This is a genomic window from Catenulispora sp. GP43 (genome assembly GCF_041260665.1).
Classification (GTDB): Bacteria; Actinomycetota; Actinomycetes; order Streptomycetales; family Catenulisporaceae; genus Catenulispora.
Genome location: NZ_JBGCCT010000044.1, coordinates 43337 through 64735, shown reverse-complemented (window position 1 = coordinate 64735; position 21399 = coordinate 43337). Strand labels below are relative to the sequence as shown.

The 21399-nt window shown below is 71.9% G+C and carries 22 protein-coding genes; 7 read left to right on the top strand and 15 right to left on the bottom strand.

Annotated features, from left to right (window positions below; genetic code table 11):
* Positions 1–7: 7 nt before the first annotated feature.
* Positions 8–331 carry a multiprotein-bridging factor 1 family protein gene (locus ABH926_RS49255; protein WP_370374332.1) on the bottom strand — a complete coding sequence of 108 codons (324 nt, stop codon included), beginning with the start codon at positions 329–331 and terminating at the stop codon, positions 8–10.
* Between the two features lie 61 nt (positions 332–392).
* Positions 393–1463 (bottom strand): serine hydrolase domain-containing protein, encoded by a 1071-nt coding sequence (locus ABH926_RS49250; protein ID WP_370374331.1) that lies wholly within the window; start codon positions 1461–1463, stop codon positions 393–395.
* A 173-nt stretch (positions 1464–1636) separates the two neighbouring features.
* Here ABH926_RS49250 and ABH926_RS49245 point away from each other — a divergent pair, with 173 nt between their 5' ends.
* The gene (locus ABH926_RS49245; RefSeq protein ID WP_370374330.1) at positions 1637–2782 is read left to right on the top strand and encodes a DUF5937 family protein; all 1146 of its coding nucleotides are present in this window, start codon (positions 1637–1639) and stop codon (positions 2780–2782) included.
* Between the two features lie 54 nt (positions 2783–2836).
* Here ABH926_RS49245 and ABH926_RS49240 read toward each other — a convergent pair whose 3' ends face one another.
* Positions 2837–3712, bottom strand: a complete 876-nt coding sequence (locus ABH926_RS49240) for a LysR family transcriptional regulator (protein ID WP_370374329.1) — start codon at positions 3710–3712, stop codon at positions 2837–2839.
* 80 nt (positions 3713–3792) lie between these two features.
* Between ABH926_RS49240 and ABH926_RS49235 the strand changes: the two genes are divergently transcribed.
* Positions 3793–5019 (top strand): MFS transporter, encoded by a 1227-nt coding sequence (locus ABH926_RS49235; RefSeq protein ID WP_370374328.1) that lies wholly within the window; start codon positions 3793–3795, stop codon positions 5017–5019.
* Here ABH926_RS49235 and ABH926_RS49230 read toward each other — a convergent pair.
* From ABH926_RS49230 to ABH926_RS49210, 5 genes are all read right to left on the bottom strand, one after another.
* Positions 5002–5658: a class I SAM-dependent methyltransferase gene (locus ABH926_RS49230; RefSeq protein ID WP_370374345.1), complete on the bottom strand. Its 657-nt coding sequence runs from the start codon at positions 5656–5658 to the stop codon at positions 5002–5004. The two genes, ABH926_RS49235 and ABH926_RS49230, sit on opposite strands and share 18 nt — an antisense overlap.
* A 97-nt stretch (positions 5659–5755) precedes the next feature.
* A complete protein-coding gene (locus ABH926_RS49225) occupies positions 5756–6337 on the bottom strand; it encodes a hydrolase (protein WP_370374327.1) in 582 nt (193 codons plus the stop codon).
* Positions 6338–6360: 23 nt separating this feature from the next.
* Complete coding sequence (locus tag ABH926_RS49220; RefSeq protein ID WP_370374326.1) at positions 6361–6825, bottom strand: MarR family winged helix-turn-helix transcriptional regulator; 465 nt, start codon at positions 6823–6825, stop codon at positions 6361–6363.
* Positions 6826–6952: 127 nt separating this feature from the next.
* Positions 6953–7765 carry a hypothetical protein gene (locus tag ABH926_RS49215; protein WP_370374325.1) on the bottom strand — a complete coding sequence of 271 codons (813 nt, stop codon included), beginning with the start codon at positions 7763–7765 and terminating at the stop codon, positions 6953–6955.
* Positions 7766–7816: 51 nt separating this feature from the next.
* Positions 7817–8338 (bottom strand): SigE family RNA polymerase sigma factor, encoded by a 522-nt coding sequence (locus ABH926_RS49210; protein WP_370374324.1) that lies wholly within the window; start codon positions 8336–8338, stop codon positions 7817–7819.
* Positions 8339–8425: 87 nt separating this feature from the next.
* Between ABH926_RS49210 and ABH926_RS49205 the strand changes: the two genes are divergently transcribed.
* Entirely contained in the window at positions 8426–9199 is a 774-nt protein-coding gene (locus ABH926_RS49205; RefSeq protein ID WP_370374323.1) for a hypothetical protein, read from the top strand.
* A 13-nt stretch (positions 9200–9212) separates the two neighbouring features.
* On the opposite strand, the gene ABH926_RS49200 is transcribed toward ABH926_RS49205, so the two are convergent.
* Entirely contained in the window at positions 9213–10319 is a 1107-nt protein-coding gene (locus ABH926_RS49200; protein WP_370374322.1) for a hypothetical protein, read from the bottom strand.
* Positions 10320–10429: 110 nt separating this feature from the next.
* Here ABH926_RS49200 and ABH926_RS49195 point away from each other — a divergent pair, with 110 nt between their 5' ends.
* Complete coding sequence (locus ABH926_RS49195) at positions 10430–10978, top strand: hypothetical protein (RefSeq protein ID WP_370374321.1); 549 nt, start codon at positions 10430–10432, stop codon at positions 10976–10978.
* Here the strand turns inward: ABH926_RS49195 and ABH926_RS49190 are convergent.
* A complete protein-coding gene (locus ABH926_RS49190) occupies positions 10865–11818 on the bottom strand; it encodes a helix-turn-helix transcriptional regulator (RefSeq protein ID WP_370374320.1) in 954 nt (317 codons plus the stop codon). The genes ABH926_RS49195 and ABH926_RS49190 overlap by 114 nt on opposite strands.
* 116 nt (positions 11819–11934) lie before the next feature.
* Between ABH926_RS49190 and ABH926_RS49185 the strand changes: the two genes are divergently transcribed.
* The gene (locus tag ABH926_RS49185) at positions 11935–13356 is read left to right on the top strand and encodes a DHA2 family efflux MFS transporter permease subunit (RefSeq protein WP_370374319.1); all 1422 of its coding nucleotides are present in this window, start codon (positions 11935–11937) and stop codon (positions 13354–13356) included.
* 118 nt (positions 13357–13474) lie between these two features.
* A complete protein-coding gene (locus ABH926_RS49180) occupies positions 13475–14554 on the top strand; it encodes a DUF2330 domain-containing protein (RefSeq protein WP_370374318.1) in 1080 nt (359 codons plus the stop codon).
* Here ABH926_RS49180 and rny read toward each other — a convergent pair.
* From rny to ABH926_RS49155, 5 genes are all read right to left on the bottom strand, one after another.
* The gene (gene rny / locus ABH926_RS49175; protein WP_370374317.1) at positions 14535–16217 is read right to left on the bottom strand and encodes a ribonuclease Y; all 1683 of its coding nucleotides are present in this window, start codon (positions 16215–16217) and stop codon (positions 14535–14537) included. The genes ABH926_RS49180 and rny overlap by 20 nt on opposite strands.
* Positions 16218–16517: 300 nt before the next feature.
* Positions 16518–17522 carry a RecX family transcriptional regulator gene (locus tag ABH926_RS49170; RefSeq protein ID WP_370374316.1) on the bottom strand — a complete coding sequence of 335 codons (1005 nt, stop codon included), beginning with the start codon at positions 17520–17522 and terminating at the stop codon, positions 16518–16520.
* 3 nt (positions 17523–17525) lie between these two features.
* Positions 17526–18677, bottom strand: coding sequence for a recombinase RecA (recA, locus tag ABH926_RS49165; protein ID WP_370374315.1), 1152 nt, complete (start codon positions 18675–18677; stop codon positions 17526–17528).
* 108 nt (positions 18678–18785) lie between these two features.
* The gene (locus tag ABH926_RS49160; RefSeq protein WP_370374314.1) at positions 18786–20132 is read right to left on the bottom strand and encodes an MFS transporter; all 1347 of its coding nucleotides are present in this window, start codon (positions 20130–20132) and stop codon (positions 18786–18788) included.
* Between the two features lie 112 nt (positions 20133–20244).
* Positions 20245–20973, bottom strand: a complete 729-nt coding sequence (locus ABH926_RS49155) for an SDR family oxidoreductase (protein WP_370374313.1) — start codon at positions 20971–20973, stop codon at positions 20245–20247.
* 66 nt (positions 20974–21039) lie between these two features.
* On the opposite strand from ABH926_RS49155, the gene ABH926_RS49150 reads away from it, so the two are divergent.
* Positions 21040–21384, top strand: coding sequence for a MerR family transcriptional regulator (locus ABH926_RS49150; RefSeq protein ID WP_370374312.1), 345 nt, complete (start codon positions 21040–21042; stop codon positions 21382–21384).
* The last annotated feature ends 15 nt before the right edge of the window (positions 21385–21399 follow it).

The following is a 21399-nucleotide window of genomic DNA, read 5'->3' as shown; positions in this document are numbered from 1 at the left end:
ACGCTTGTCAGGCCCAGTCGATGCTGCTGTCCACGGTGAGCTCGCGCAGCTCCCCCGACCCGTCGTCCTCATCCTCGTCGTCGCCGTCGACGGCGAGGTCCCCGTCCGGGTCCGCGTCCTGGCCCAGGACCAGGTCGAAGATGCCGGGCAGCCAGCCCAGCGCCTGCTCGACCGCCTTCAGCGCCACCGTGTTGGGCGGATTGCCGGCCTCGACGCGCGCGATCACGACTTCGGTGACGTACGCCAGATTGGCGAGGTCGGACTGGCTCCAGCCCCTCGCCTCCCGGGCCTTGACGATCATCGCGGCCAGGCGATCGTATTTCCCGCTCACACCTCCATCCTGGGGTATAGCGCGGCCCGGTGGTGAGGGGTTCGATCAGAGATTTGTCACCTCAGCCCGTCAGCATCGTCTCCGAACGCTGGATCGCGGGCACGAGGACCCGGTCCTGGTTGGTCAGGATCACGACCGTGGCCCCGGTGTCCGGGTAGATGTCGAGCTGGCCTTCGTACCCGGGGGTCCCGCCGTTGTGGCCGATGACGCGGACGCCGTTGATGCGCTCGTCCTCGAAACCGTAGGCGTAGGCGTCCTGGGCCGGACCCCCGGGCCGATGCAGGGGCACCTTGCCGGTGGTCATGGTCGCGGTCATGGCGGGGTCGAGAAGGCGGTGCGCGGTCAGGGCTCTGGCGAAGCGCGTCAGGTCGGCGGCGGTGGAGATGGCGCCGCCTGAAGGGTTGCCGATCTGTATGTCGCCGGAGTTGTCGCGGGGCGTGGTGGGGCGGCCGGATTCGTCGATGAACGCGTAGCCGTGGGCCATACCCTGAACATCAGCGGGGCGGTAGACGCGGACTTCGGTGTTTGACATGCCTGCCGGGGTGAAGACATGGTCGTGCACATAGCTCGGATACTCGGCACCGGAAGCGTGCTCGACGACCGCACCGAGGACGATGAATCCCGAATTGCTGTAGGCGTAACCGCTGCCGGGGGCGAAGGACAGAGGGGTCTTCGCGATCTGGGCGATCTGCGCGGCAAGGGTGTCCGGTGGCGGGGTGGGCCCGGAATGCTGGAGCACGTCTCCCATGCCGGAGGTGTGGGTCAGCAACTGGGCCACGGTCACGTGTTCGGCGATCTCGGGCGGGAACCCCGGCACGTGCCTGTCGACGGTGTCGGCGAAGGCCACCTTGCCGGCGCTCACGAGTTGCCCGATCGCCACGGCTGTGAACATCTTGCCCATGGAGGCGGCGCAGAACTTCGTGCTCGGGGTGTTGGCGATGCCCCGCGTGCGGTCGGCCATGCCGAAGGCGGCGTCCAGCAGCACACTGCCGTTCCGTTCGGCGTGGACCACTCCGGAGAACGATCCTTGAGCCGCCTGTCGGCGCAAGGAGTCCTCGAAGGACGACCAATCGGTGGCGTGCGGCTTCGCCGGGCTCTTCGCGCAACCGGCGACGGTGAAGGAGGTGGACACAGCGGCCACCCCGCTCAGGAACGATCGGCGGTTCAAAGACCGATTCAAAGACCGATTCAAAGACATAACAGCTCCCTTTCTCCGGATACTGATGCCGACCGTAAGAGCGCGCATCAGGCCCGATCGACCGATCAACCGCAGAGTTGATCGGTCTGCCAGGAGGGAGTCCGCGAATGACCGTGCGGCTGGTCTTGGGGCAGCAGGACACCGACCGCTTCGAGTTCGGCAGCTCGCCCGGATCCGAGGCGTTGCGCAGCCTGCACGTGCTCGCCGCCGTGAAGCGGCACCCGCTCCACATCTCCTGGGTCCTGGAGACGCGCGCACGGCTCGACGCGCGGTTGAAGGCCGACCTGGACGCCTTCCGGTTCTGGTTCGCCGAGCGTCCGCTGGTGCTCCCCGAGATCTGGCCACCCGGAGAGGTGAACACGTGGCCGGACGATCTGGATCTCCTCCGCAAAGCGCCGGTCGAGCAGTTCGCCGAGCAGATGGTGCACGCGGCGCTCACGTATCGCGGCCGGGCCAGGCGGATGCCATTCGAGCGGTTCCGCGGGGACACCGAGGCGCGGCAGCGCGCCGCCGACCAGATCGAGCAGGTCCACCCGGCCTCGGCCGATGTCATCAGGGAGCTGATATCCGACCCGGACGGCCTCCGCGAGCGCTTCGCCGACTTCCTGGCCGCCTACTGGGACGCCTGCCTCGCCGCCGATTGGCCGGGCCTGGAAACCCACCTGCACGCCGAGATCGAACGCCGCTTCCAGACCCTGTCGCGCCTCGGGCCGGCCACGATGCTGGCCGGCTTCTCCGAGCACATCACCGCGGCCGACGACGGCAGCGTCACCATCCGGCCGCCGGGCGCGCGCGGCGTGGCCGATCCGCTCAATGTCACGCTGTCCGGGGGCGACCGGGTGCTGCTCGTGCCGTCCCACTTCATGTGGCCCGAACTCGCGGTCGCCGTGCACCGCGACCGCGCGCGCGACAGGAGCGAGACCACCACCGTCGTCCTGGCCTACGCACTGGCCGGGATGGCCCGCCAGGGCCGGGCCCCGGTCCCGGCCGAGGACCTGCTGGCCCTGCTGCGCGGCGCGGGCGACACGACCCGCCTGCAGATCCTGGAGCTGCTGGCCCGCCGGTCCCGCTCGACCCGGGAGTTGGCCGGGCTGATCGGGCTCACCGAGGCGGCGGTGTCGAAGCATCTCAAGGTTCTGCACAAGTCCGGTTGGATCGCCCCGGAGCGGCACAGCTACTACGTCTACTACCGCCTGGAGCCCGACGCTCGCGACCGCGTCGTCTCGGGCCTGGATCGCGCGCTGGGCCGGTGAGTCAGCCGACCAAGATCGATCATGGATGCCCGGCTACTCCACCGGAAGCTGTGCCTACTCCACTGGAATCTCCAGGATCCCCAAGAAGGCCGCAGCCGCCGGCGTCCGCGTCTCGCGCCCCCAGATCGCGCACTCCACCCGCTGCGGCGCGTCGACCACCGGGACCACCGTCACGCCGTGCAGCGACCGCGCCCACGCGGCCGGCAGCAGCGCGATCGCCAGGCCCGGCGCGACGAGCCGCGCCGTGTAGTCGGCGGTGGTCACCTCGTAGGCCACGTCGCGGGTCAGCCCGGCCGCCTCGAAGGCCTCGTCGGACTGCAGGCGGCCCGCGGTGCCGGCCGGCAGGTCCACGAAGGGCTCAGCCGCCAGCTCGCGCAGGCTCACCGCGTCCCGCGTCGCCAGCGGGTGATCCGGTGCCGTGACGGCGACCAGGGCGTCGCGCGCCAGCTCGTGAAGGGCCACGCCCTGCGGCTGCGCGCTCACCGGGAGCCCCAAAAAGGCCACGTCCAGGGATCCGCCCCGCACCTTCTCGACGAGATCGTCGCTGGCGCCGACCCGCAGGCTGATGCGCACCTGCGGGTAGCGCTCGTGGAAGTCGCGCAGGGCGCCGGGGATGTCGACGGCGGTGACCGTGGGGATCAGGCCGACGGCGAGTCGGCCGCGCACCTCCCCGACGGCGGCGGCCACCTCGGCCGCGGCTCGGTCGGCGGCCTCCAGGCACTGCCGGGCGGCGGGGAGGAAGGCGGCGCCGGCCGGCGTCAGGCTCACCCGGCGGCTGGTCCGCTCGAAGAGCCGCGCTCCCAGTTCGCGCTCCAGCCGTGCGATCTGGTGGCTCAATGCGGACTGCACGACCAGGCACCGCTCGGCGGCTCGCGTGAAGCTGGTGGTCTCGGCCACGGCGACGACGTAGCGCAGTTGCTGAAGCTCCATGCCATCCATCGTGGATCACGATCGATGTGGTGACAAACATGTGTTGGACTCATCAATCGGCACCGGCTCAGATGGAAGACATGTCCACAGTCGATTCGCAGCTCCACCCCGGCGCGCGCTCGCCGCTCAGATCCTGGCTCGGCGTCGCGGCCATCACCGCCAGCCTGTTCACCTTCGTCACCACCGAGATGATGCCGGTCGGCCTGCTCACCCCGATGAGCTCCAGTCTGCACGTGGCGCTGGGCGTCGCCGGGCTCATGGTCACCCTGTACGGCGTTTCCTCCGGCCTGGGCGTGCCGTTCATCGTCGCCTGGACCCGGCACGTCAACCGCCGCCTGCTGCTCACCGCGCTGCTCGCGATCCTGGCGGTGGGCAACCTGGTCACCGCCGCCGCCCCGGACTTCGCGCTGGTCATGGCGATCCGCCTGATCATGGGCTTCGCCAACGGCGCGTTCTGGGCGATCGGCGTGAGCATGGCGATGCGGCTGGTGCCGGCGCGGCACGCGAACCGCGCGGCGTCGATCGCCTTGTCCGGCATCTCGATCGCGACGGTCGTCGGCATCCCGCTGGGCACGTTCCTGGCCGGCATCAGCAGCTGGCGGACGACGTTCCTGATCTGGAGCGGTCTCAGTGCCCTGGTGTTCCTGGCCGTCGCCCTCACCATCCCGTCGCTGCCCTCGGACAACGCGGTATCGGTCCGCGAGGTCTTCGAGCTGCCGCGGGTCAACGTGCGGTTGCGGCAGGTGATGGTCACGGTGGTGCTGTACGTGCTCGGGCACTACAGCGCGTACACCTTCGTCCGGCCCTTCATGGAGAAGAACGCGCACGCCTCCTCGGCCTTCATCACCGGTCTGCTGGTGGTGTTCGGCGCCGGCGGCGCGATCGGGAACTTCGGCGCCGAGCAGCTGGTCAAGAGGAATCCGCGGGGCACCTACCTCGTGGCCCGCGCGGCCCTCGTGGTGTCGCTGCTGGCGCTGCTGGCCCTGGGCCACTCGCGCGCCGGGGCGCTGGTCGCGGCGGCGGTGTGGGGCCTGGCGTTCGGCGCGTCGAACCTGTGCCAGATCAACCTGGTGCTGGCCTGCGCGCCGGACCGGTTCGAGGCCGCGATGTCCATCAATACGCTGGGATTCAACGTCTCGATCGCGCTCGGTGCGCTAGTCGGCGGGGTGTTCGCGGACCAGTCGGGGGTCTCCAGCGCGGTATGGTTCGGCGTCGTGCTGACCGCCGGCTCGGTGCTGGTGTCGCTGTTCACGCGGCGGGCGGCGCCGACCGAGGCTCCCGAGGAGGCGCTAGCCGCGGTCGGCTGACGGCCGGGTCGCCGCGCCGAGGATGTGCGTCTGGATCGGCAACGGGATCCGGGTCCGGGGGAACTCGAAGCAGTCCAGCTCGGTGACGGCGAAGCCGGCGGCGGCGATCGCGGTGCCGGTGTCGCGGGCGGTGTGGCAGCCGCCGGCGGCCAGCGGCCAGATCGTGGCGTCCAGGGCGCGCTGCACGCCGCGCATGCCGGCGAAGTCGCTCCGGACGTGCTCGAAGAAGCGCAGCGTGCCGCCGGGTCGCAGCACCCTGCTGATCTCGGCGAGCGCGACGCTCTGGTCCGTCACCGAACACAGCACCAGGCACGCCACCGCCGCGTCGAAGGACTCGTCGGGGAACGGCAGCGCCTCGGCGCGGCCCTCGACTACCTCCACCGGCACGGACGCGGAGCGCGCCGCCTGCTCGGCCAGCGCGCGCAGGTCCGGCTCCGGCTCGACGGCGGCCACGTGCCGCACCGTCCCCGGATAGCGCGTGAAGTTCAGGCCGTTGCCCGCGCCGACCTCGACGACCTCACCGCTCAGCCCGGCCAGCAGCCGGTCCCGGTGCACGCCGATGCCGGCCCTCTCCAGGCAGGGACCGGCGCACTTCGCATAGATCCGAGCGAAGATCGGGTGCTTGATCCTGCCGCTCATCGCCGCCGCCTCCTCCAGTCCGCCGAGGCCGTCGCACAGAACTCCCGTCACCTCTCGTTCTCATTCTGGGCGAGGTGACGGGAGCGGCGCACATTGCTCAGCCGGCGGCCGGCAGCGCGGCGAGGATCTCCGCCGTGGTCCCGTTCTCGGCCAGGCGCGGGAAGATGCGCTCCACGCTGTTCTGGTGCGCGTCGGCGGCGGCGTCGGTGACCGCGTCTGTGGCGATCGTGACGTGGTAGCCGTGCTCGTGCGCGAAGCGCGCCGTGGACTCCACGCCGATGCTGGTCGCGATGCCGGTCAGGACGATCTGCGTGACGCCGCGGCGGCGCAGGTGCAGGTCGAGGTCGGTGCCGTAGAAGGCGGACCAGTTGCGCTTGGTGACCCGGATGTCGGCGTCGTGGCCGTCGAGGTCGGCGATGATCCGGTCCCAGCCCTCGGGGAACTGCCGGCCGGCCGCGCCCTGGTCGGTGCGCCCGGGCAGGCCGTCCGCGCCGTCCGCGGCGAAGGTGACGTTGACCAGCACGACCGGCAGGCCGCGCTCGCGGAAGGCCTGCGCCAGCTCCACGGAGTTCTTGATGACGTCGGAGGTCGGGACCGGCGCGCCGGGCATGGCGGTGATGCCGTTCTGCAGGTCGATGACGACCAGCGCGGTCTTCGGGTCGATGGTGGTGATGGCCACGGGAGTGCCTTTCCTTGGGGACTTCAGGGGGTGTCGGAGACCTTGCCGAGCAGTTCGGCCGCGATGAGGACGGCGCGGATCTCCTCCGGGGTGCCGTGCTCGACCAGCGCGCGGGCCATCCACTCCTGCCGCGCCTGACGCGCGCCGTACGCACGCGTCCGGCCGGTCTCGGTGAGGCTGATGAGCTGGCGGCGGCCGTCGGTGGGGTCGGGGTCGCGGCGGACCAGGCCGGCCTGCTCCAGCGCCGCGACGGTTTTGACCGTCGCCTGGTGGGAGACCTGCTCGGCCCCGGCCAGCTCGCCGACGGTCGCGGAGGGCACCTTGGTCAGTCGGGTGAGCACCGAGGCCTGCGCCGGCGTCAGACCGGCGTCGCCGGGGAGCGCGCCGAGGCGGCGGCGTAGGCGGCCGACCACGACGAAGATCTCCCTGGCGGCGCGCAGCGCCTCGCCATGAAGGTCGTCATGAAGGTCGTCGGCAGGCTCGGGCACGGCCCCCACGATAGATAGAAAGGCTGGACTTCGCAACCATGGGTGCGCAGTCCAGCCTGAACAAAGGAGGGCCGCCGGGATCCTTGGATGATCCCGGCGGCCCGCTGTCCCCGAACGTCCGGCGGAGCTACTTGCCGTTGCCGGACTTGGTGGGGATCGGGGTCTCCCTGTCCGCGTGCTGGGCGAGCACCTTGCCGGACGCGTCGTAGGCCACGAGGCCCGGGGAACCGGTCATGTCCGCCGGCTCGGGCGGCAGGAGCGCGTACAGCGCGATCCAGTCCTTCATCCCCGGTGTCGAGACCAGCGTCGCGGGATACCGCTTGCCGAGCATCAGGACTTCGGCACGCACCGGGATCTCAGGGCCCTGGAACATCGCCATGAGCCCTCCGCCCCGGGGAATCGTCACCACGCTGAGATCGGCCGGGGCGCCGGGCCCCCGCCTGAGGGCCGGGTCGAAGGTGCTGAGGCAGCCCGGCGAGTCCGGGATGGCGGCCGGAAGGCCCGAGAACTGCCGAGATGCGGTGTAGCAGGCCTCGGTGTCGGTCACCCGGACCGAGAAGCCGTCCGTCACCGCGATCGTCGTCCCCGATGCCACCCGGACCGTCGTCCCGGGCTGCGACCCGGTCGGGCTCGCGCTCGTGGCCGTGCCCGGGCTCGGGCTCGTACTCGGCGGGCTGGACACCGCCGCCGGCGTCACCCCGCCCCCGGCCCCGGCCGACAGCCCCGGACCGGCCGCGGCCCCGTGCCCGCCCGAACCGGTGAGCGCCGCGACCCCCACCCCGACCGCCACGACGGCCAGCGCGCTGCCGGCCGCGCCGGCCGTCCGCATCCGGGCGCGCCGGCGGGCCCCGGCCCGCACCCCGGCCACCGACACCGGCGCCGACGGCTCGGTCCGGTAGTCCATCAGCCCGGTGAGGTGTTCCTCGAAACCGTCTTCCATTCCTGATTCTCCTTCCTCATCAATCGGTACCCGCCGCTTCGCGCCGCCGTGTCAGTCGACACGCGCCAGCGCCAGCGCGGGCATGGCCCTCAGGCGGGTCAGGGCCCGCGCCAAGGTGCTCTTCACGGTCCCGACCGCGATCCCGGCCTCGGCCGCGATGGCCGGCTCGGTCAGGTCGCAGTAGAACCGCAGCACCACCACCTGCCGCTCGCGCCGGGTCAGCCCGGACAGCGCGCCGAGCACGACGTCGCGCCGGGCCTGCTCCGCGGCCAGGTCCCCGGCGGCCGCGCGGTCCGGCAGCCCGCCGGCCGACAGGCTGACCTCCCTGTGCCGCTTTCGCCGCCACCAGTCGTTCTGCTGGTTGATCATCACGCGGCGGAGGTAGCCGGTGGGGTCGTCGGCCTCGATCCGCGACCAGCGCGGATACACCTTGATCAGCGCCGACTGCACCAGGTCGGGAGCGTCCTGCGGGCTGCCGGTCAGCAGCTCCGCCAGATGCACCAGGCGGGCCGTGTTGGCGGCCACGAACTCCGCGAAGCCGGCGTCGTCGCTTTCCTTGTCCGAATGCCTCACACCCCTGCCAGACGGGTCCGGGGCGCCCGATGGTTCTGTTCCCGTTCGGAGCAACCGATTGGCCGCCGGGTGTCAGGACCCTGCCCAATGAAGTCCGTGGTCGAGAAGGCGAAGAACGAAGACAGCTGGGGCGGCCCCGGACACACCGTGGTCCTCGCGGTGGTCCTGGTGTTCCCGATCCTGAAGGTGGCCTGGACCGTCGGCGGCGGCGACGCGGCCTGGGACGTGCTGGTCGCCCTGGAGCCGAAGAACTGGCTGGACGTGCTGTTGGGCATGGTGCGCGGCAGCGCGGTGCTGGCCATGATCCTGGCGCTGGTGACCGCGCGCATGACGTTCCTGGCCATGGCCGCCCGCGGCGGCCTGCCGCACGGCGGCGGCACCCGCACCCTGCTGGTGGCCACCGCCATGTCGCTGATCAGCCCGCTGGCCTTCGGCCTGCTGATGACCGTGTTCTTCGACTGGCGCTGGGGCGTGGCCACCGCCGTGCTGGCCTGGCTGCTGCGGCAGGGCGTGGTGGTCGAGTACCGGACCGGCCACCGCGGCCGGCGGGAGCGCTCGCAGAAGCTGGCACCGTGGCAGCACCGGCTCATCACGGCCGAGCGGACGGCCGCGACCCTGCTGGCCGTGGTCGCGCTGCCGGTCGCGGCGTTCGCGGTGGCCCTGGACGGCCGGTCCTGGTCCTCGCTGGTGAAGTGCCAGGTGCAGCTCGGCCGGACCGAGCAGTCGAACACGCTGATCGAGCTGACCCGGATGGGCGACGGGATCGTCGGCTGGGACCTGGACCATGACGAGGTCGCCAACGCGCAGGGCTGCGAGAAGGTCGACGACCTCGTGGTCCGCGAACCGTGGTGGCGGTCCTGACTGCCGCCGTCGGTCAGGAAGCCGCCCGGAACGCCGGGAAGCCCGGCGCGTGCGTCACGAACGCCGGCGCGCCGGACCCGTCGGCGGCGACGGACACGACGCCGGAGGACGTGGAGAACGCGACAGTCTTCCCGTCCAGGGAGATGGCAGGGTCGGTGCAGTCGGTGGTGGCGTGCGGGGTCAGGTCGCGGGGCGCGGCGTCGCCGCCTCCGGTGCTGGTCTGGACGGGTTCCACGAACACGTGCTGGTACGCGCCGACCTTGCGGACGAACACGACCTCCGGCGTGCCCTGGCTGTTCGCGGAGCCCCCGACCAGCACGTAGCTCGGCTCGGACGCGTTCTTGATCGCCACGCCGCCCTGCTGGCGCAGGTAGTCGTCACGGATGTAGACGTCGGCGGAGGACCCGTTGTCATGCTCGTACACCGCGCTGCCGTAGCGGCCGCCGCCGGCAGGCCAGACGTTGCCGTCGGTGGGCGGCGGGGTGTTCCCCTCGCCCGGGTAGCCGCCGAGGGTGAGCTGCGTGGGCTTCGCGTCGTGGGCGTCCGTCGGGACCTCCCACAGCGTGCCGCCGCCGGCGGTCGAGGCGAAGAAGATGTTGTTCCGGGCCGGCAGGTTGTCCTTTGTGTCGGCCTGCGTGGTCCGCCAGGTGGGGTGCGTCCAGGTCTGGTCGCCGGGGTTGCGGGCCGCCTCGGTGCGGCCGGTGCCGTCGGCGTTCGCCACCACCAGGTTCCCGCCGCCGTCGATGAAGGCCACGCGGCTGCCGTCCGGGGACCAGGCCGGGTCGTTCACCTTCGTCCCGAAGTCGACCGCCTTGCCGTTCATCAGGACCTTGTCGCCGCCGTCGGAGACGGTCAGGCCGGTGCCGCCGGTGGCGTTCAGCGCGACCGGCGCCGTCGGCGCGGAGCTCGCCGAGGTCGGGCTCGATGCGGACGAGCCGCCGCCCGGAGCGCCCGAGGACGCGGAGGTTCCCCCCGCCGGGCTGCTCGACGTGCCGACCGCGGCCGGGCCGGACCCCGCCGCGTTCGTCGAGCTCTGACACCCGCTCACCGCCAGCGGAGTCGCCAGTGCGGCCGCGCACAGTGCGGCCCGGGCCCACGTCTTGCGTCCACGACCAGCCATCTCAGGGTCCTCCCGTAACCATTGTCGCCTCTGCTGGGAAGACGCGCGGCAGCGTGTCCGGTTCCATTCCGTGACCCATCCGTTACCAGAGCCGTGCGACCATCGAGATCGTGGATCAGGACGAACTCGCGGCAGCCGGCCTGCCGACGCTGAAGAACGCCCAACTGCGGCACATGCGCCAGCTGTTCCTGACCGTCGTCACCGGCGGGTTCGTGGTGCTCGTGCCGTGGATCGTCTACCTGGCGCTGGTGCTGCCCGACCAGCATCCGGAGAACGCCTGGAACGCCGCCTGGGTCGGCTTCGACAGCCTGCTGCTGCTCGGGCTCTTCATCACGTGCTGGGGCGCCTGGAGCCGGCGTCAGTACACGGTGATCGCCTGCGTCTTCACCGCGACCCTGCTGCTGTGCGACGCGTGGTTCGACATCTCGCTGGACTGGGGCACCCCGGACGAGACGGCCTCGGTGCTCTCGGCGGCGTTCGCCGAGATCCCGCTGGCCCTGTACCTGTTCTACGCGGCGATGCGGATAGTGCGGATGACCGTCCGGTCAGCCCTCATGCTCGCCGGCCACCCCGGTCCCGTCCCCGGTTTCCACAAGCTGTCCATCGGCGGGCTGAACGAACTGCTGAAGTCCGTCGACGCCCGCGGCGAGCAGTCCTGAGCCGATCATGTCCAGCAGGGTGACGGCGTCGCGGTCGGCGGTGCCGGGCAGCGTGTAGTAGGCGATCATGCGCTGGCCGCCGGTGTTGGCCAGCTCCATGGCCTCGTAGTCCAGGGCCATCGGGCCGACGTCGGGGTGGTCGAACAGCTTGGTGCCCCCGCTGACGTTGCGCACCTCGTAGCGCTCCCAGAGCCGGGCGAACTCCGGGCTCTTCACGACGAGTTCGCCGATGAGGCGCACCAGATCCGGGTCGTCGGGGTCGGCGCCGGCGCGGGCCCGCAGGTAGGCCACGGAGGTCGGGACCAGCTTCTCCCACTCCGGGTACAGCTGCTTGGCCATCGGGCTCAGGAACAGGTAGCGGGTGATGTTGCGCTGCCCGGCCGGCCAGCCCGCCAGTCCCGGGAACAGCGCCAGGCCCGCGGGATTCGCGGCCAGCACGTCGTTGGTCCGGCTGACGATGTAGACCGGGTTGGGACGCAGCTGCTCCATGAGGATCATCGGGCCCTGACGCACCGTGCGGGTGCGGGACTGCCGCTGTTCGGTCTTGCGGGCCGGCCGGGCGGCGATCTCGCCGAGGTCGCGCAGGTGCTGGTGCTCGTCCGGGCTCAGCCGCAGGATCCGGGCCAGCGCGTCGACGACGGCCGGGCTCGGGTTGGTCTCCTTGCCGCGCTCCAGGCGGGTGTAGTAGTCGACGCTGACGCCGGCCAGGATCGCGACCTCCTCGCGCCGCAGGCCCGGCGTGCGCCGGACGCTCGTCCCGGTGGGCAGGCCCACTTCCTCCGGCCGGACCGCGGCGCGCCGCGCCTTCAGGAAGATCCCCAACTCCGAGCCATTCGTCATACCGCCAGCGTAGAGGCACCGCGCCGGATGTGAGGGGGTGTGTCGCACCCCGGCACCGCACTCCCCGGTTCGGCGCGGTCTGTATGGCGGTGCGGCGGACCGCGATCGTTACCGGCATGACAGCTCTGACCGCCACCCGGCCGCGGGCCACCAGCACCGCCGCCGCCGCGCTGAGCAGTGCGCAAAGCCGCCGCGTCCTGGCGGCCTCCGTCTTCGGCTTCTTCCTGGTCGGCCTGGACGCCATGGTCGTCAACGTGGCGCTGCCGGCGATCAACCGCAGCCTGGCCGGCGGGCTGGCCGGCGCGCAGTGGGTGATAGACGGCTACACGCTGGCCTTCGCCGCCCTGATGCTCTCCGCCGGCGCGCTGAGTGACCGGATCGGTGCCAAGGCCGCCTACGGCTTCGGGCTGATCGGGTTCACGCTCTCCTCCGCGGCGTGCGGGCTGGCCCCCTCGCTGGGGCTGCTGATCACCGCTCGGCTGGTACAGGGCGCCGCCGCCGCGCTGATGCTGCCGGCCTCACTGGCGCTGATCCGCCAGGCATTCCCGGACCCGGCGGCGCGCAACCGGGCGATCGCGCTGTGGACCGCGGCCGGCTCGGCCGCCGCCGCGGCCGGGCCGGTGGCCGGCGGGCTGATCACCGCCGCCGTGGACTGGCGCTGGATCTTCTTCCTGAACCTGCCGGCCGGGGCCGCGGCACTGGCCCTGCTGGCCGGCACGCCCAAGCTCGCCCAGCTCGCCCAGGCCGCGACCGCCACGCGCGCCCACTTCGACGTCCTCGGCCTGGTGTCCTCGGTGGTGGCGCTGGCCGGCCTGACCTACGGCTTCATCGAGGGCGGCTCGAAGGGCTTCGGCACCGCACCGGTGCTGGCCTCGTTCGCGGCGGCGGCGCTGGCCACGGTGGTCTTCGCCCTGGCCGAATCCCGGCAGGAGCGGCCGATGGTGCCGCTGACGCTGTTCAAGTCCCGCGCCATGTCCCTGGCCGCCGCCGCCGGGTTCACTGTCAACGCCGCCTTCTACGGCGTGATCTTCCTGCTCAGCCTGTACTTCCAGCAGGTGGCGCACAAGTCCCCGACCGTCACCGGCCTGCTGTTCGCCCCGATCACCGCGGTGGTGTCGGTGGTGAACGTGACGGTGGCGGCCCGCATGGTGGCCCGGATCGGCGCCCGGGCGTCGATGACGATCGGCCTGGCCGGCACCGCCGGCGCGATGCTCCTGCTGCTGGCGGTCCGCCCCGACCAGCCGGCCTGGCTGCTGGTCCTGCTGCTGATCCCGGTCTCCTTCGCCGGATCCTTCGTGGTCCCGGCCCTGACCATCATGGTGATGGGCAGCGTCCCGGCCGAGCGCGCGGGGACCGCGGCCGGCATCGTGAACACCTCCCGGCAGGTCGGCGGCGCGCTGGCGGTGGCGGTGGCCGGCGCCCTGGTGGCCGGCGGCGACTTCGCCCGCGGGATGCACCTGACGCTGATCGGGCTCGCGGTGGTGCTGGCGGTCGCCGCGGTGGCGGTGCGGCTGCTGGCCCCAGGCCGCGAGCGGTAGCCGGTCCGGCCGTTACCAATCCGTGGTGGGAGCACGGGAACCCGTCCTCCGGCGAGCGCGTCATAGCCTCGCCGGAGGACGGTTCGTTTTCGGGAGGGGAATCAGAATGCGCAGGTGGGTGGCCAAAACTCTGACGCTCGCACTGGCCGCGGGCGGACTGCAGGCGGTCTGGGTGGCCGATCCGGCGTGGGCGTGCGGGTGCGGGGCGATGATCCCGGGCTCGGGCGGCACGATGAGCGTCGCGCGCGAGCAGGCCGTGGTGCGGTTCGACGGGACCACGGAGGACGTCGTCATGCGGTTCTCCACCCGCAGCGACGTGACCGACGCCGCGTGGGTGATGCCGGTGCCGGCCCAGGCCACGGTGAAGCTGGCGGACCAGGACGTGTTCGCCGACCTGAACGGCGCCGAGGCACCGGTGCCCGCCGTGCACCACTACTTCTGGCCGCACCTCGGCGGCGACTCGTCCGGCGGCGAGGCGGTGGGCGGGGGCGCGCTGACCGCGGCGCCGCCGCCGGCCGTGCAGGTGCTCAGCGACCAGCGGATCGGCGAGTTCGAGGTCGCGAACCTGGCCTCGGCCGACCCGGCGGCGCTGGGCGGCTGGCTGAACCAGCACGGCTTCACCCTGAAGGACAGCACCGCGACCCGGCTGGCCGCCTATACGAGCCAGGGCTGGAAGTTCGTGGCCGTGCGGCTGGCCACCGGCAGCACGGCGGACCTGAACGGGGTCCTGGACCCGATCAGCCTGACGTTCCCGGCCAAGACCGCCGTGTACCCGATGCGGCTGTCGGCCGGCGCGACGACGCCGCAGGACGTCGAGGTGTCGGTGCTGGCGCCGCACCGGATGGACGTCACGAGCTCGCCGATCGCCGGACAGCAGACGCCCTCGACGTTCGGGGACTGGATCGACCCCTCGGCGGTCAGGCCGGCGCTGGCGAGCCTGGCGGCCGGGCGGATGTTCCTGACCGTGTACGACGGGTACTTCTCGGAGCCCTCGCTGATCACGCAGGACTACGCCTTCGCGCCGGCGGCCTCCGACTGGGTGCAGCACAGCACCTACGACCAGGAGGAACTGCTGAAGTTCCTCGGGATCCCGGTGTACCTGATCGTGCTGGCGGCGATAGCGGTCGCGTTGGCGTTCTTCGCGCGGTGGGTCTGGCGGAACAGGGCGCCGAGGAACGTCAGCGTGCGTACTCAGTAGCGCGGGACTCACGCACCACGGTGATCCGGATCTGCCCCGGGTAGGTCAGCTCCTCCTCGACCTGCTTGGCGATGTCCCGGGCGATGACCTGCGCCTGGATGTCGTCGACGGCGTCGGGGACGACCATCACCCGGATCTCGCGGCCGGCCTGCATGGCGAAGACCTTCTCCACGCCCTCCTGCTCGGCGGCGATCTGCTCCAGCCGCTCCAGGCGCTTGACGTAGGCCTCCAGCGACTCGCGGCGCGCGCCGGGGCGGCCGCCGCTGATGGCGTCGGCGGCCTGCGTCAGCACCGCCTCCACGGTGCGGACCTCGACCTCGTTGTGGTGCGCCTCGATGGCGTGGACGACGTCGTCGTGCTCGCCGTACTTGCGGGCGATCTCGGCACCGATCAGCGCGTGGCTGCCCTCGACCTCGTGGGTCAGGGCCTTGCCGATGTCGTGCAGCACCGTGCACCGCTTGAGCAGCACCGGGTCCAGCCGCAGCTCGGAGGCCATGATCGAGGCCAGGTGCGCGGACTCCACGAGGTGCTTGAGCACGTTCTGGCCGTAGGAGGTGCGGTAGCGGAGCTTGCCGAGCAGGGCGATCAGCTCCGGGTGCATGTCGGTGATGCCGAGCTCCATCAGCGCGTCCTCGCCGGCGCGTACGCACAGCGTCTCGACCTTGGCCTTGGACCGCTCGTAGATCTCCTCGATGCGGTGCGGATGGATCCGGCCGTCCAGGACCAGCTCCTCCAGCGTCAGCCGGCCGACCTCCCGGCGCACCGGGTCGAAGCAGGACAGCAGCACCGCCTCGGGCGAGTCGTCGATGATCAGGTTGACGCCGGTGATCGACTCGTAGGCCCGGATGTTGCGGCCCTCGCGCCCGATGATCCGGCCCTTCATGTCGTCGCTGGGCAGGTGCAGCACGGAGACCACGGACTCGGCGGTCTGCTCGCTGGCCACCCGCTGGATGGCCAGGGCCACGGTCTTGCGGGCCCGCTTGTCGCCCTCGTCCCTGGCCTCCTGCTCGATCTGCCGGATGAGCACCGCGGCCTCGCGCTTGGCCTGGTTCTCGATCGACTTCACCAGCTCGGCCTTGGCCTCGGCGGCGGACAGCGCGGCGGCCCGCTCCAGGACGGCGCGCCGCTCGTCCTCCAGCGTGGCCAGCTCCGCCCGCTTGCGCTCCAGCTCGGCGTCGGCGGCGGACAGCTCCCGCTCCTTGTCGGCGGTCCGCCGCAGGTCGGCGTCCAACCGCTCCTCGCGCTCGGCCTGCCGCGCCTCCCGCCGCTCCAGGTCCAGGCGCAGCTCGCGGATGTCGTCCTTGAGCACCCGGGTCTCGGCCTCGGCCTCGTCCCGGATCCGGCGGGCCCGGTCCATCTCGACGGTGGCCGCGGCGGCGGCCTGCTCCCGGATCTGCACGGCCTGCGCGTCGGCCTGCTTGCGCGACTCGGCGGCCTCCCGGTGCACGGCGGCCAGGTCACGCTGGGCGGCCACGACCGCGGCGGCGTGCTCGCCCTCCCGCGCCTGGGCACGCTGGGCCAGCTCGGCGACCTGCTTGTCGAAGTCCTGGTACGCGCTCTTCTTGAGATTGTTGATCCGGCGGGAGCCGCCGACGTTCAGACCCACGAGCAGGCCGACACACGCCGCGACCACCGCTGCGATCGCGATCAACAGGCCGACCATTTAGTTCGCTCCCAGCGCGCTTGAGTGATCCTTCGATGATCCCTCACTGAGTGCGAGGTTAGGGCGAGGTAACAATACGGTCAAGGAGGAGTGTGGTCGACAACCGTTGGTGTCGCCGGGAAAAGCCGATGAAAACACCGGATGGGGTGGTGTTCGGGCGAAGCGGCGCGCCGTGCGGTGGCGTGGGGTAGGCGACGGGCTCGCGGGGGCGGTGTGGCGCTGTCGGGCGCCGCTGTGGCGCTGCTGCGGGCGGGTGCGGCGGTGGCTGTGGCGGTGGTGCTGCGGCGGCGGGCGCGGGCGTCAGTCGAAGCCGGGATCCCCGAGCTCGACGTCCAGCCCTTCCTCGGCGAGCGCCTCCTTCACCACCCGGAAAGCGATCGAGGAGGAGTAGCCCTTGCGTGCGAGCATGCCGACCAGCCGCCGGGTGCGGACCTGCGGGTCCAGCCCCTTGGTGCCGCGCAGCCGTGAGTCGACAAGTCGGCGCGCGGTGGTGGCCTCCTGGTCCTCGTCGAGGGTCGACAGGGCCTCGGCGGCGGTCTCGTCGTCGATGCCGCGCTTGCGCAGTTCGTAGCCGAGGGCGCGCTTGGCCAGTCCGCGCTCGTTGTGGCGGGAGCGGACGAAAGTCTCGGCGTAGTCGGTGTCGTTGAGGAGGTGCAGTTCCTCGAACCGGTCGAGCGCCGCCTCGGCGATGTCGTCCGGGATCTCCTTCTTGCGGAGCCGGTCGGCCAGCTGCGAGCGGGTCTGCATCTGCCGGCCGAGGTGGTACATCAGGATGTTCTTCGCGCGCTGCTCGAGCTTCTCGCGCGAGGGCGGCGGCTTGGGCTTGTCGGCGTCGGCGGGGTCGCGGTCCTTGCGGCGCGACGTCCAGCCGCCGGAGGTCTTCTTGGCGGCGCTCTTCTTCGCTGAGGCGGAGGCCGAGGCCGAGCCCCCGCGGCGGTCGTCGCCGAAGCCGCCCGACGACTTCCGCTGCTGGCCGGCCCGCTTCGGCGCCGCACTCCGGCTGCCCGGCGCGTCGGTCAGCGAGGCCCAGCCGCTCGGCGCGGAATCCGCCCCGGGCTCGGCAGGCGCGGCCCAGCCCGGCGCACCATCGGCATCGCCGGACCCGCTCGCCGCGGCCCAGCCCGGCGCACCGTCACCAGCACCATCGCCGGCACCGGACCGGCCGCCCCACGAGCCCGCTCCGGACTTCCCCTCCGGGGCGTCCCCGCCGGCCGCGGCCCGGTCCGGCACCGGGTCCTCCCCCGGCGCGGCCAACCAGTCGGGACCGGCTCCCTCGTCCTGGAACCGGCCCCAACCGGCACTCACCTACTACTCCTCCGCACCGGCCGCGGCCGCGGCGGTCTTGCGCGCCCGCGTGGTCTTGGCCGGCTTGGCCGCCGCCTCCTCGGGCGCCGCCGCGCCGTCGGCCGCGGCCGCCGGGGCCGCCGAAGCCGCCGCCGTGTCCGCCGGCTCGTCGACCTTCGGGCCGATCCCCAGCTTCTCCTTGATCAGCTTCTCCAGCCCGTCGGCGACGTCCGGGTTCTCCTTCAGGAACCGGCGGGCGTTCTCGCGGCCCTGGCCCAGCTGCCCCTCGGAGTACGTGAACCAGGCGCCCGCCTTCTTCACGAAGCCGTGCTCGACGCCCATGTCGATCAGCGAGCCCTCGCGGGAGATGCCGACGCCGAAGACCACGTCGAACTCCGCCTGCTTGAACGGCGGGGCGACCTTGTTCTTCACGACCTTGACGCGGGTGCGGTTCGCGACCGCCTCCGTGCCGTCCTTCAGCGTCTCGATGCGCCGGATGTCCAGGCGGACCGAGGCATAGAACTTCAGCGCGCGCCCGCCGGTGGTGGTCTCCGGCGAGCCGAACATCACGCCGACCTTCTCACGCAGCTGGTTGATGAAGATCACCGTGGTGTTGGTCTGGCTGATCACGCCGGTCAGCTTGCGGAGCGCCTGGCTCATCAGGCGGGCCTGCAGGCCCACGTGCGAGTCGCCCATCTCGCCCTCGATCTCGGCCTTGGGCACCAGGGCCGCGACCGAGTCGATGACGATGATGTCCAGCGCGCCGGAGCGGATCAGGGTGTCGGCGATCTCCAGCGCCTGCTCGCCGGTGTCCGGCTGGGAGATCAGCAGCGCGTCGGTGTCCACGCCGATGTTCTTGGCGTACTCCGGGTCCAGCGCGTGCTCGGCGTCGATGAACGCGGCCTGCCCGCCGTTCTTCTGGGCGTTGGCGACCACGTGCAGCGCGACCGTCGTCTTGCCGGAGGACTCCGGGCCGTAGATCTCCACGACCCGGCCGCGCGGCAGCCCGCCGATGCCCAGGGCCACGTCCAGGGCGATCGAGCCGGTGGGGATGATGTCGATCGGCTGCGCCGAGCGCGCGCCCAGGCGCATCACCGAGCCCTTGCCGAAGTTGCGCTCGATCTGAGCGAGGGCGGCGTCGAGCGCCTTCTCGCGGTCGGTGGTCGTTGCCGCCATGGGTGCCTGCCTCTGTTTCTCCGGTACTTCACGTCTGACGGTCTTGAACGTAGAGGACGCCACTGACAAAAACTGACTCGGCCCGCGTCCCGAGGCTCTGACCGTCTCTCACGGTACCTGGGGCGCCGCGTCTTCTTGTACGGAACGCCCCGGAATGTTGTCCGGCGCCGCGACCCCGGCCCCGGGCCGCCGCACCGCCGTCACCGCCACGAGCACCGCGACCGGCGCCAGCAGCGCGACCGCCAGCCCGGCCAGCCACGAATACCCCAGCGTCCCGACCACCAGTCCGGCCAGTGCCGCGCCCCCGGCCGAAGAACCCTGCATCACGAAGTCGCTGGCCCCCTGCACCGACGGCCGCACCCGGTCCGGCGTGGACTCGGTGAGCAGCGTCGAGCCGGCCACCACCCCGCAGGACCACCCGATCCCCAGCAGCAGCAACCCGACGACCATGTACGCCCGCGACCCCATCGGCGCCGACCCGACCACCAGGCACGCCGCGGCCAGCACCGCGAGTCCGGCGCCGAGCACCGGGACCCGCCCGATCCGGTCCACCGCGTACCCGACCAGCGGCGAGAAGGCGTACATCCCGGTGATGTGGACCGACAACACCAGCCCGATCACCGTCACCGACATCCCGTCGGAGTTCATGTGCACCGGCGTCATCGACATCACCGAGACCATGACGGTGTGCGAGACGGCCACGACCGCGATCGCCAGCACCGCCCGCGGCGATTCGCCGATCACCGCGAAGGACTCCTTCAGCGTCAGCCGCTTCGGCGCCGCCATATCGTCCCCGCGCAGTTCCCGGGCCACCAGCAACGGATCAGGACGCAGCAACAGCCCGAGCACGAGCGCGGCCCCGCACAGCGCGAACCCCGACCACAGGAACGCCCCGGCCAGCGGCGGCAGCCCGAGCGCCCGCGCCGTCCCCTCCGCCGGGTGCCCGAGGTTCGGCCCGAGGATGGACCCGACGGTCACCGCCCAGATCACCATCGACAGCGACCGGCCGCGCCGCTCGGCCGGCGCCAGGTCGGTGCCGGCGTACCGGGCCTGCAGGTTGACCGCCGACGCCGATCCGAACAGCGCCATGCCGCCGAGCAGCAGCGGATAGCTGTGCAGCCGCGCGGCCAGGACGATGACCACCGTCCCGACGACCGCGGCCCCGTAGCCCAGAACCAGGCCGGGCCGCCTGCCCCGGGCCGCCATGACCCGCGAGAGCGGAACGGAGGCGCAGGCCGCGCCGAGCGAGGAGAAGGTGCCGGTCAGCCCGGCCAGTCCGGCGTTCCCGGTGATCTCCTTGGCCAGCAGCGTGGACAGCGAGAACCCGGTCGAGGAGCCGATGCCGCCGAGGATCTGGCTGCCGATGAGGACGCGGACAGTGCGGCGCTGGACAGCCGCCGCACGTCCGGCGAGGTCAGGCGATGCGGGCGATATTCGGGAATCGGCTGCGGTCACACGTGGAACGTAGCGGGGATCCTTACCCGCCGGAAGCGGCGTTCCGGCTGCGGACCTGACGATTCCGGCCGGGCGACTCAGGGCAGCGAGTCAGTCCCGGGTCGGAACCGGGTCAGAACGTGGCCGCCGCGAGCGCTTCGTAGAAGGGATGGGGGTCCGCGGCGAGCGAGGCCTTGACCGAGCGGCTCCACTCGTCCACAAGCACCTCCCAGGCGCCGGCCTCGACCCCGTCCAGCGCGGCGCGGGCGACCTCGAGCGGCGGCAGCTTCTCACTGTCGAACCCGGCGCTCATGTCGGTGTCGGCCAGGCCCAGGTGCACGGCGGTGACCAGGGTGCCCTGGCCGGCCAGTTCGAGGCGGACGCCGTTGGCCATCGCCCACGCCGCGGCCTTGGCGACGTGGTAGGCGTTGGCGCCGGGATGGGCGAACCAGGACATCGCCGACAGGACGTTCACCACCGCGCCGCCGCCGTTGCCCCCCAGCGCCGGGGCGAACGCCCGGACCATGTGCAGGGACCCGAACAGGTGGGTCTCCAGCTCCAGCCTGATCCGGTCCAGGTCCCCGGCCACCAGGTCCTGCCAGGTGTTGGACCCCGCGTTGTTGACCAGCAGGGTGACGTCCGGCGCCTGCTCGGCGGCGCGGCGCACCGCGTCGGGGTCGGTGACGTCCAGGGCGAGGCGTACGACGCGGTCCGCGTCCAGGCCGTCCAGGCTCATGTCCGCGGGCCGGCGCGCGGCGGCGTAGACCTTGGCGGCACCGCGGTCGAGCAGGTGCGCGGTGAAGGCGCGGCCGAGCCCGCGGTTGGCGCCGGTGACGAGTGCGATCGATCCGTTGATCTCCATGCCGGGTACGCTAAAACCTCACGTTGACGTGAGAGGCAAGTCCGAACTCGGCCGGAGGCGGGACAGATGCGGATCGGCGAACTGGCGACGCGCTCGGGCGTCAGCGTCCGGGCGTTGCGCTACTACGAAGAACAGGGGCTGCTGATCCCGGAACGCAGCCCATCCGGCCAGCGCCAGTACCCGGACACCGCCGTCGAGCTGGTCCGCTTCTTCCAGCAGATGTACGCCGCCGGGCTGACCAGCAAGAACATCGCCGAACTGCTGACCTGCCACGACGCCGGCCACACCGACGAGGGGCAGCGCCGCATGCTGCGCGCCGAGCGCGACCGCATCCGCGACCGCGTCGAGCAGCTCCAGGCCGCGCTGCACCGGCTGGACGAGGTCATCGCGGTCACCGACACCCATCCTTGAGGCGCCTTGAGGCGC

What these genes read in the sequence shown, in the direction of transcription:
- ABH926_RS49245 (WP_370374330.1), top strand. Translation starts at nt 1,637, where the DNA reads ATGACCGTGCGGCTGGTCTTGGGGCAGCAGGACACCGACCGCTTCGAG.
- ABH926_RS49240 (WP_370374329.1), bottom strand. Translation starts at nt 3,712, where the DNA reads ATGGAGCTTCAGCAACTGCGCTACGTCGTCGCCGTGGCCGAGACCACC.
- ABH926_RS49235 (WP_370374328.1), top strand. Translation starts at nt 3,793, where the DNA reads ATGTCCACAGTCGATTCGCAGCTCCACCCCGGCGCGCGCTCGCCGCTC.
- ABH926_RS49230 (WP_370374345.1), bottom strand. Translation starts at nt 5,658, where the DNA reads ATGAGCGGCAGGATCAAGCACCCGATCTTCGCTCGGATCTATGCGAAG.
- ABH926_RS49215 (WP_370374325.1), bottom strand. Translation starts at nt 7,765, where the DNA reads ATGGAAGACGGTTTCGAGGAACACCTCACCGGGCTGATGGACTACCGG.
- ABH926_RS49205 (WP_370374323.1), top strand. Translation starts at nt 8,426, where the DNA reads ATGAAGTCCGTGGTCGAGAAGGCGAAGAACGAAGACAGCTGGGGCGGC.
- ABH926_RS49200 (WP_370374322.1), bottom strand. Translation starts at nt 10,319, where the DNA reads ATGGCTGGTCGTGGACGCAAGACGTGGGCCCGGGCCGCACTGTGCGCG.
- ABH926_RS49190 (WP_370374320.1), bottom strand. Translation starts at nt 11,818, where the DNA reads ATGACGAATGGCTCGGAGTTGGGGATCTTCCTGAAGGCGCGGCGCGCC.
- ABH926_RS49185 (WP_370374319.1), top strand. Translation starts at nt 11,935, where the DNA reads ATGACAGCTCTGACCGCCACCCGGCCGCGGGCCACCAGCACCGCCGCC.
- rny (WP_370374317.1), bottom strand. Translation starts at nt 16,217, where the DNA reads ATGGTCGGCCTGTTGATCGCGATCGCAGCGGTGGTCGCGGCGTGTGTC.
- recA (WP_370374315.1), bottom strand. Translation starts at nt 18,677, where the DNA reads ATGGCGGCAACGACCACCGACCGCGAGAAGGCGCTCGACGCCGCCCTC.
- ABH926_RS49155 (WP_370374313.1), bottom strand. Translation starts at nt 20,973, where the DNA reads ATGGAGATCAACGGATCGATCGCACTCGTCACCGGCGCCAACCGCGGG.
- ABH926_RS49150 (WP_370374312.1), top strand. Translation starts at nt 21,040, where the DNA reads ATGCGGATCGGCGAACTGGCGACGCGCTCGGGCGTCAGCGTCCGGGCG.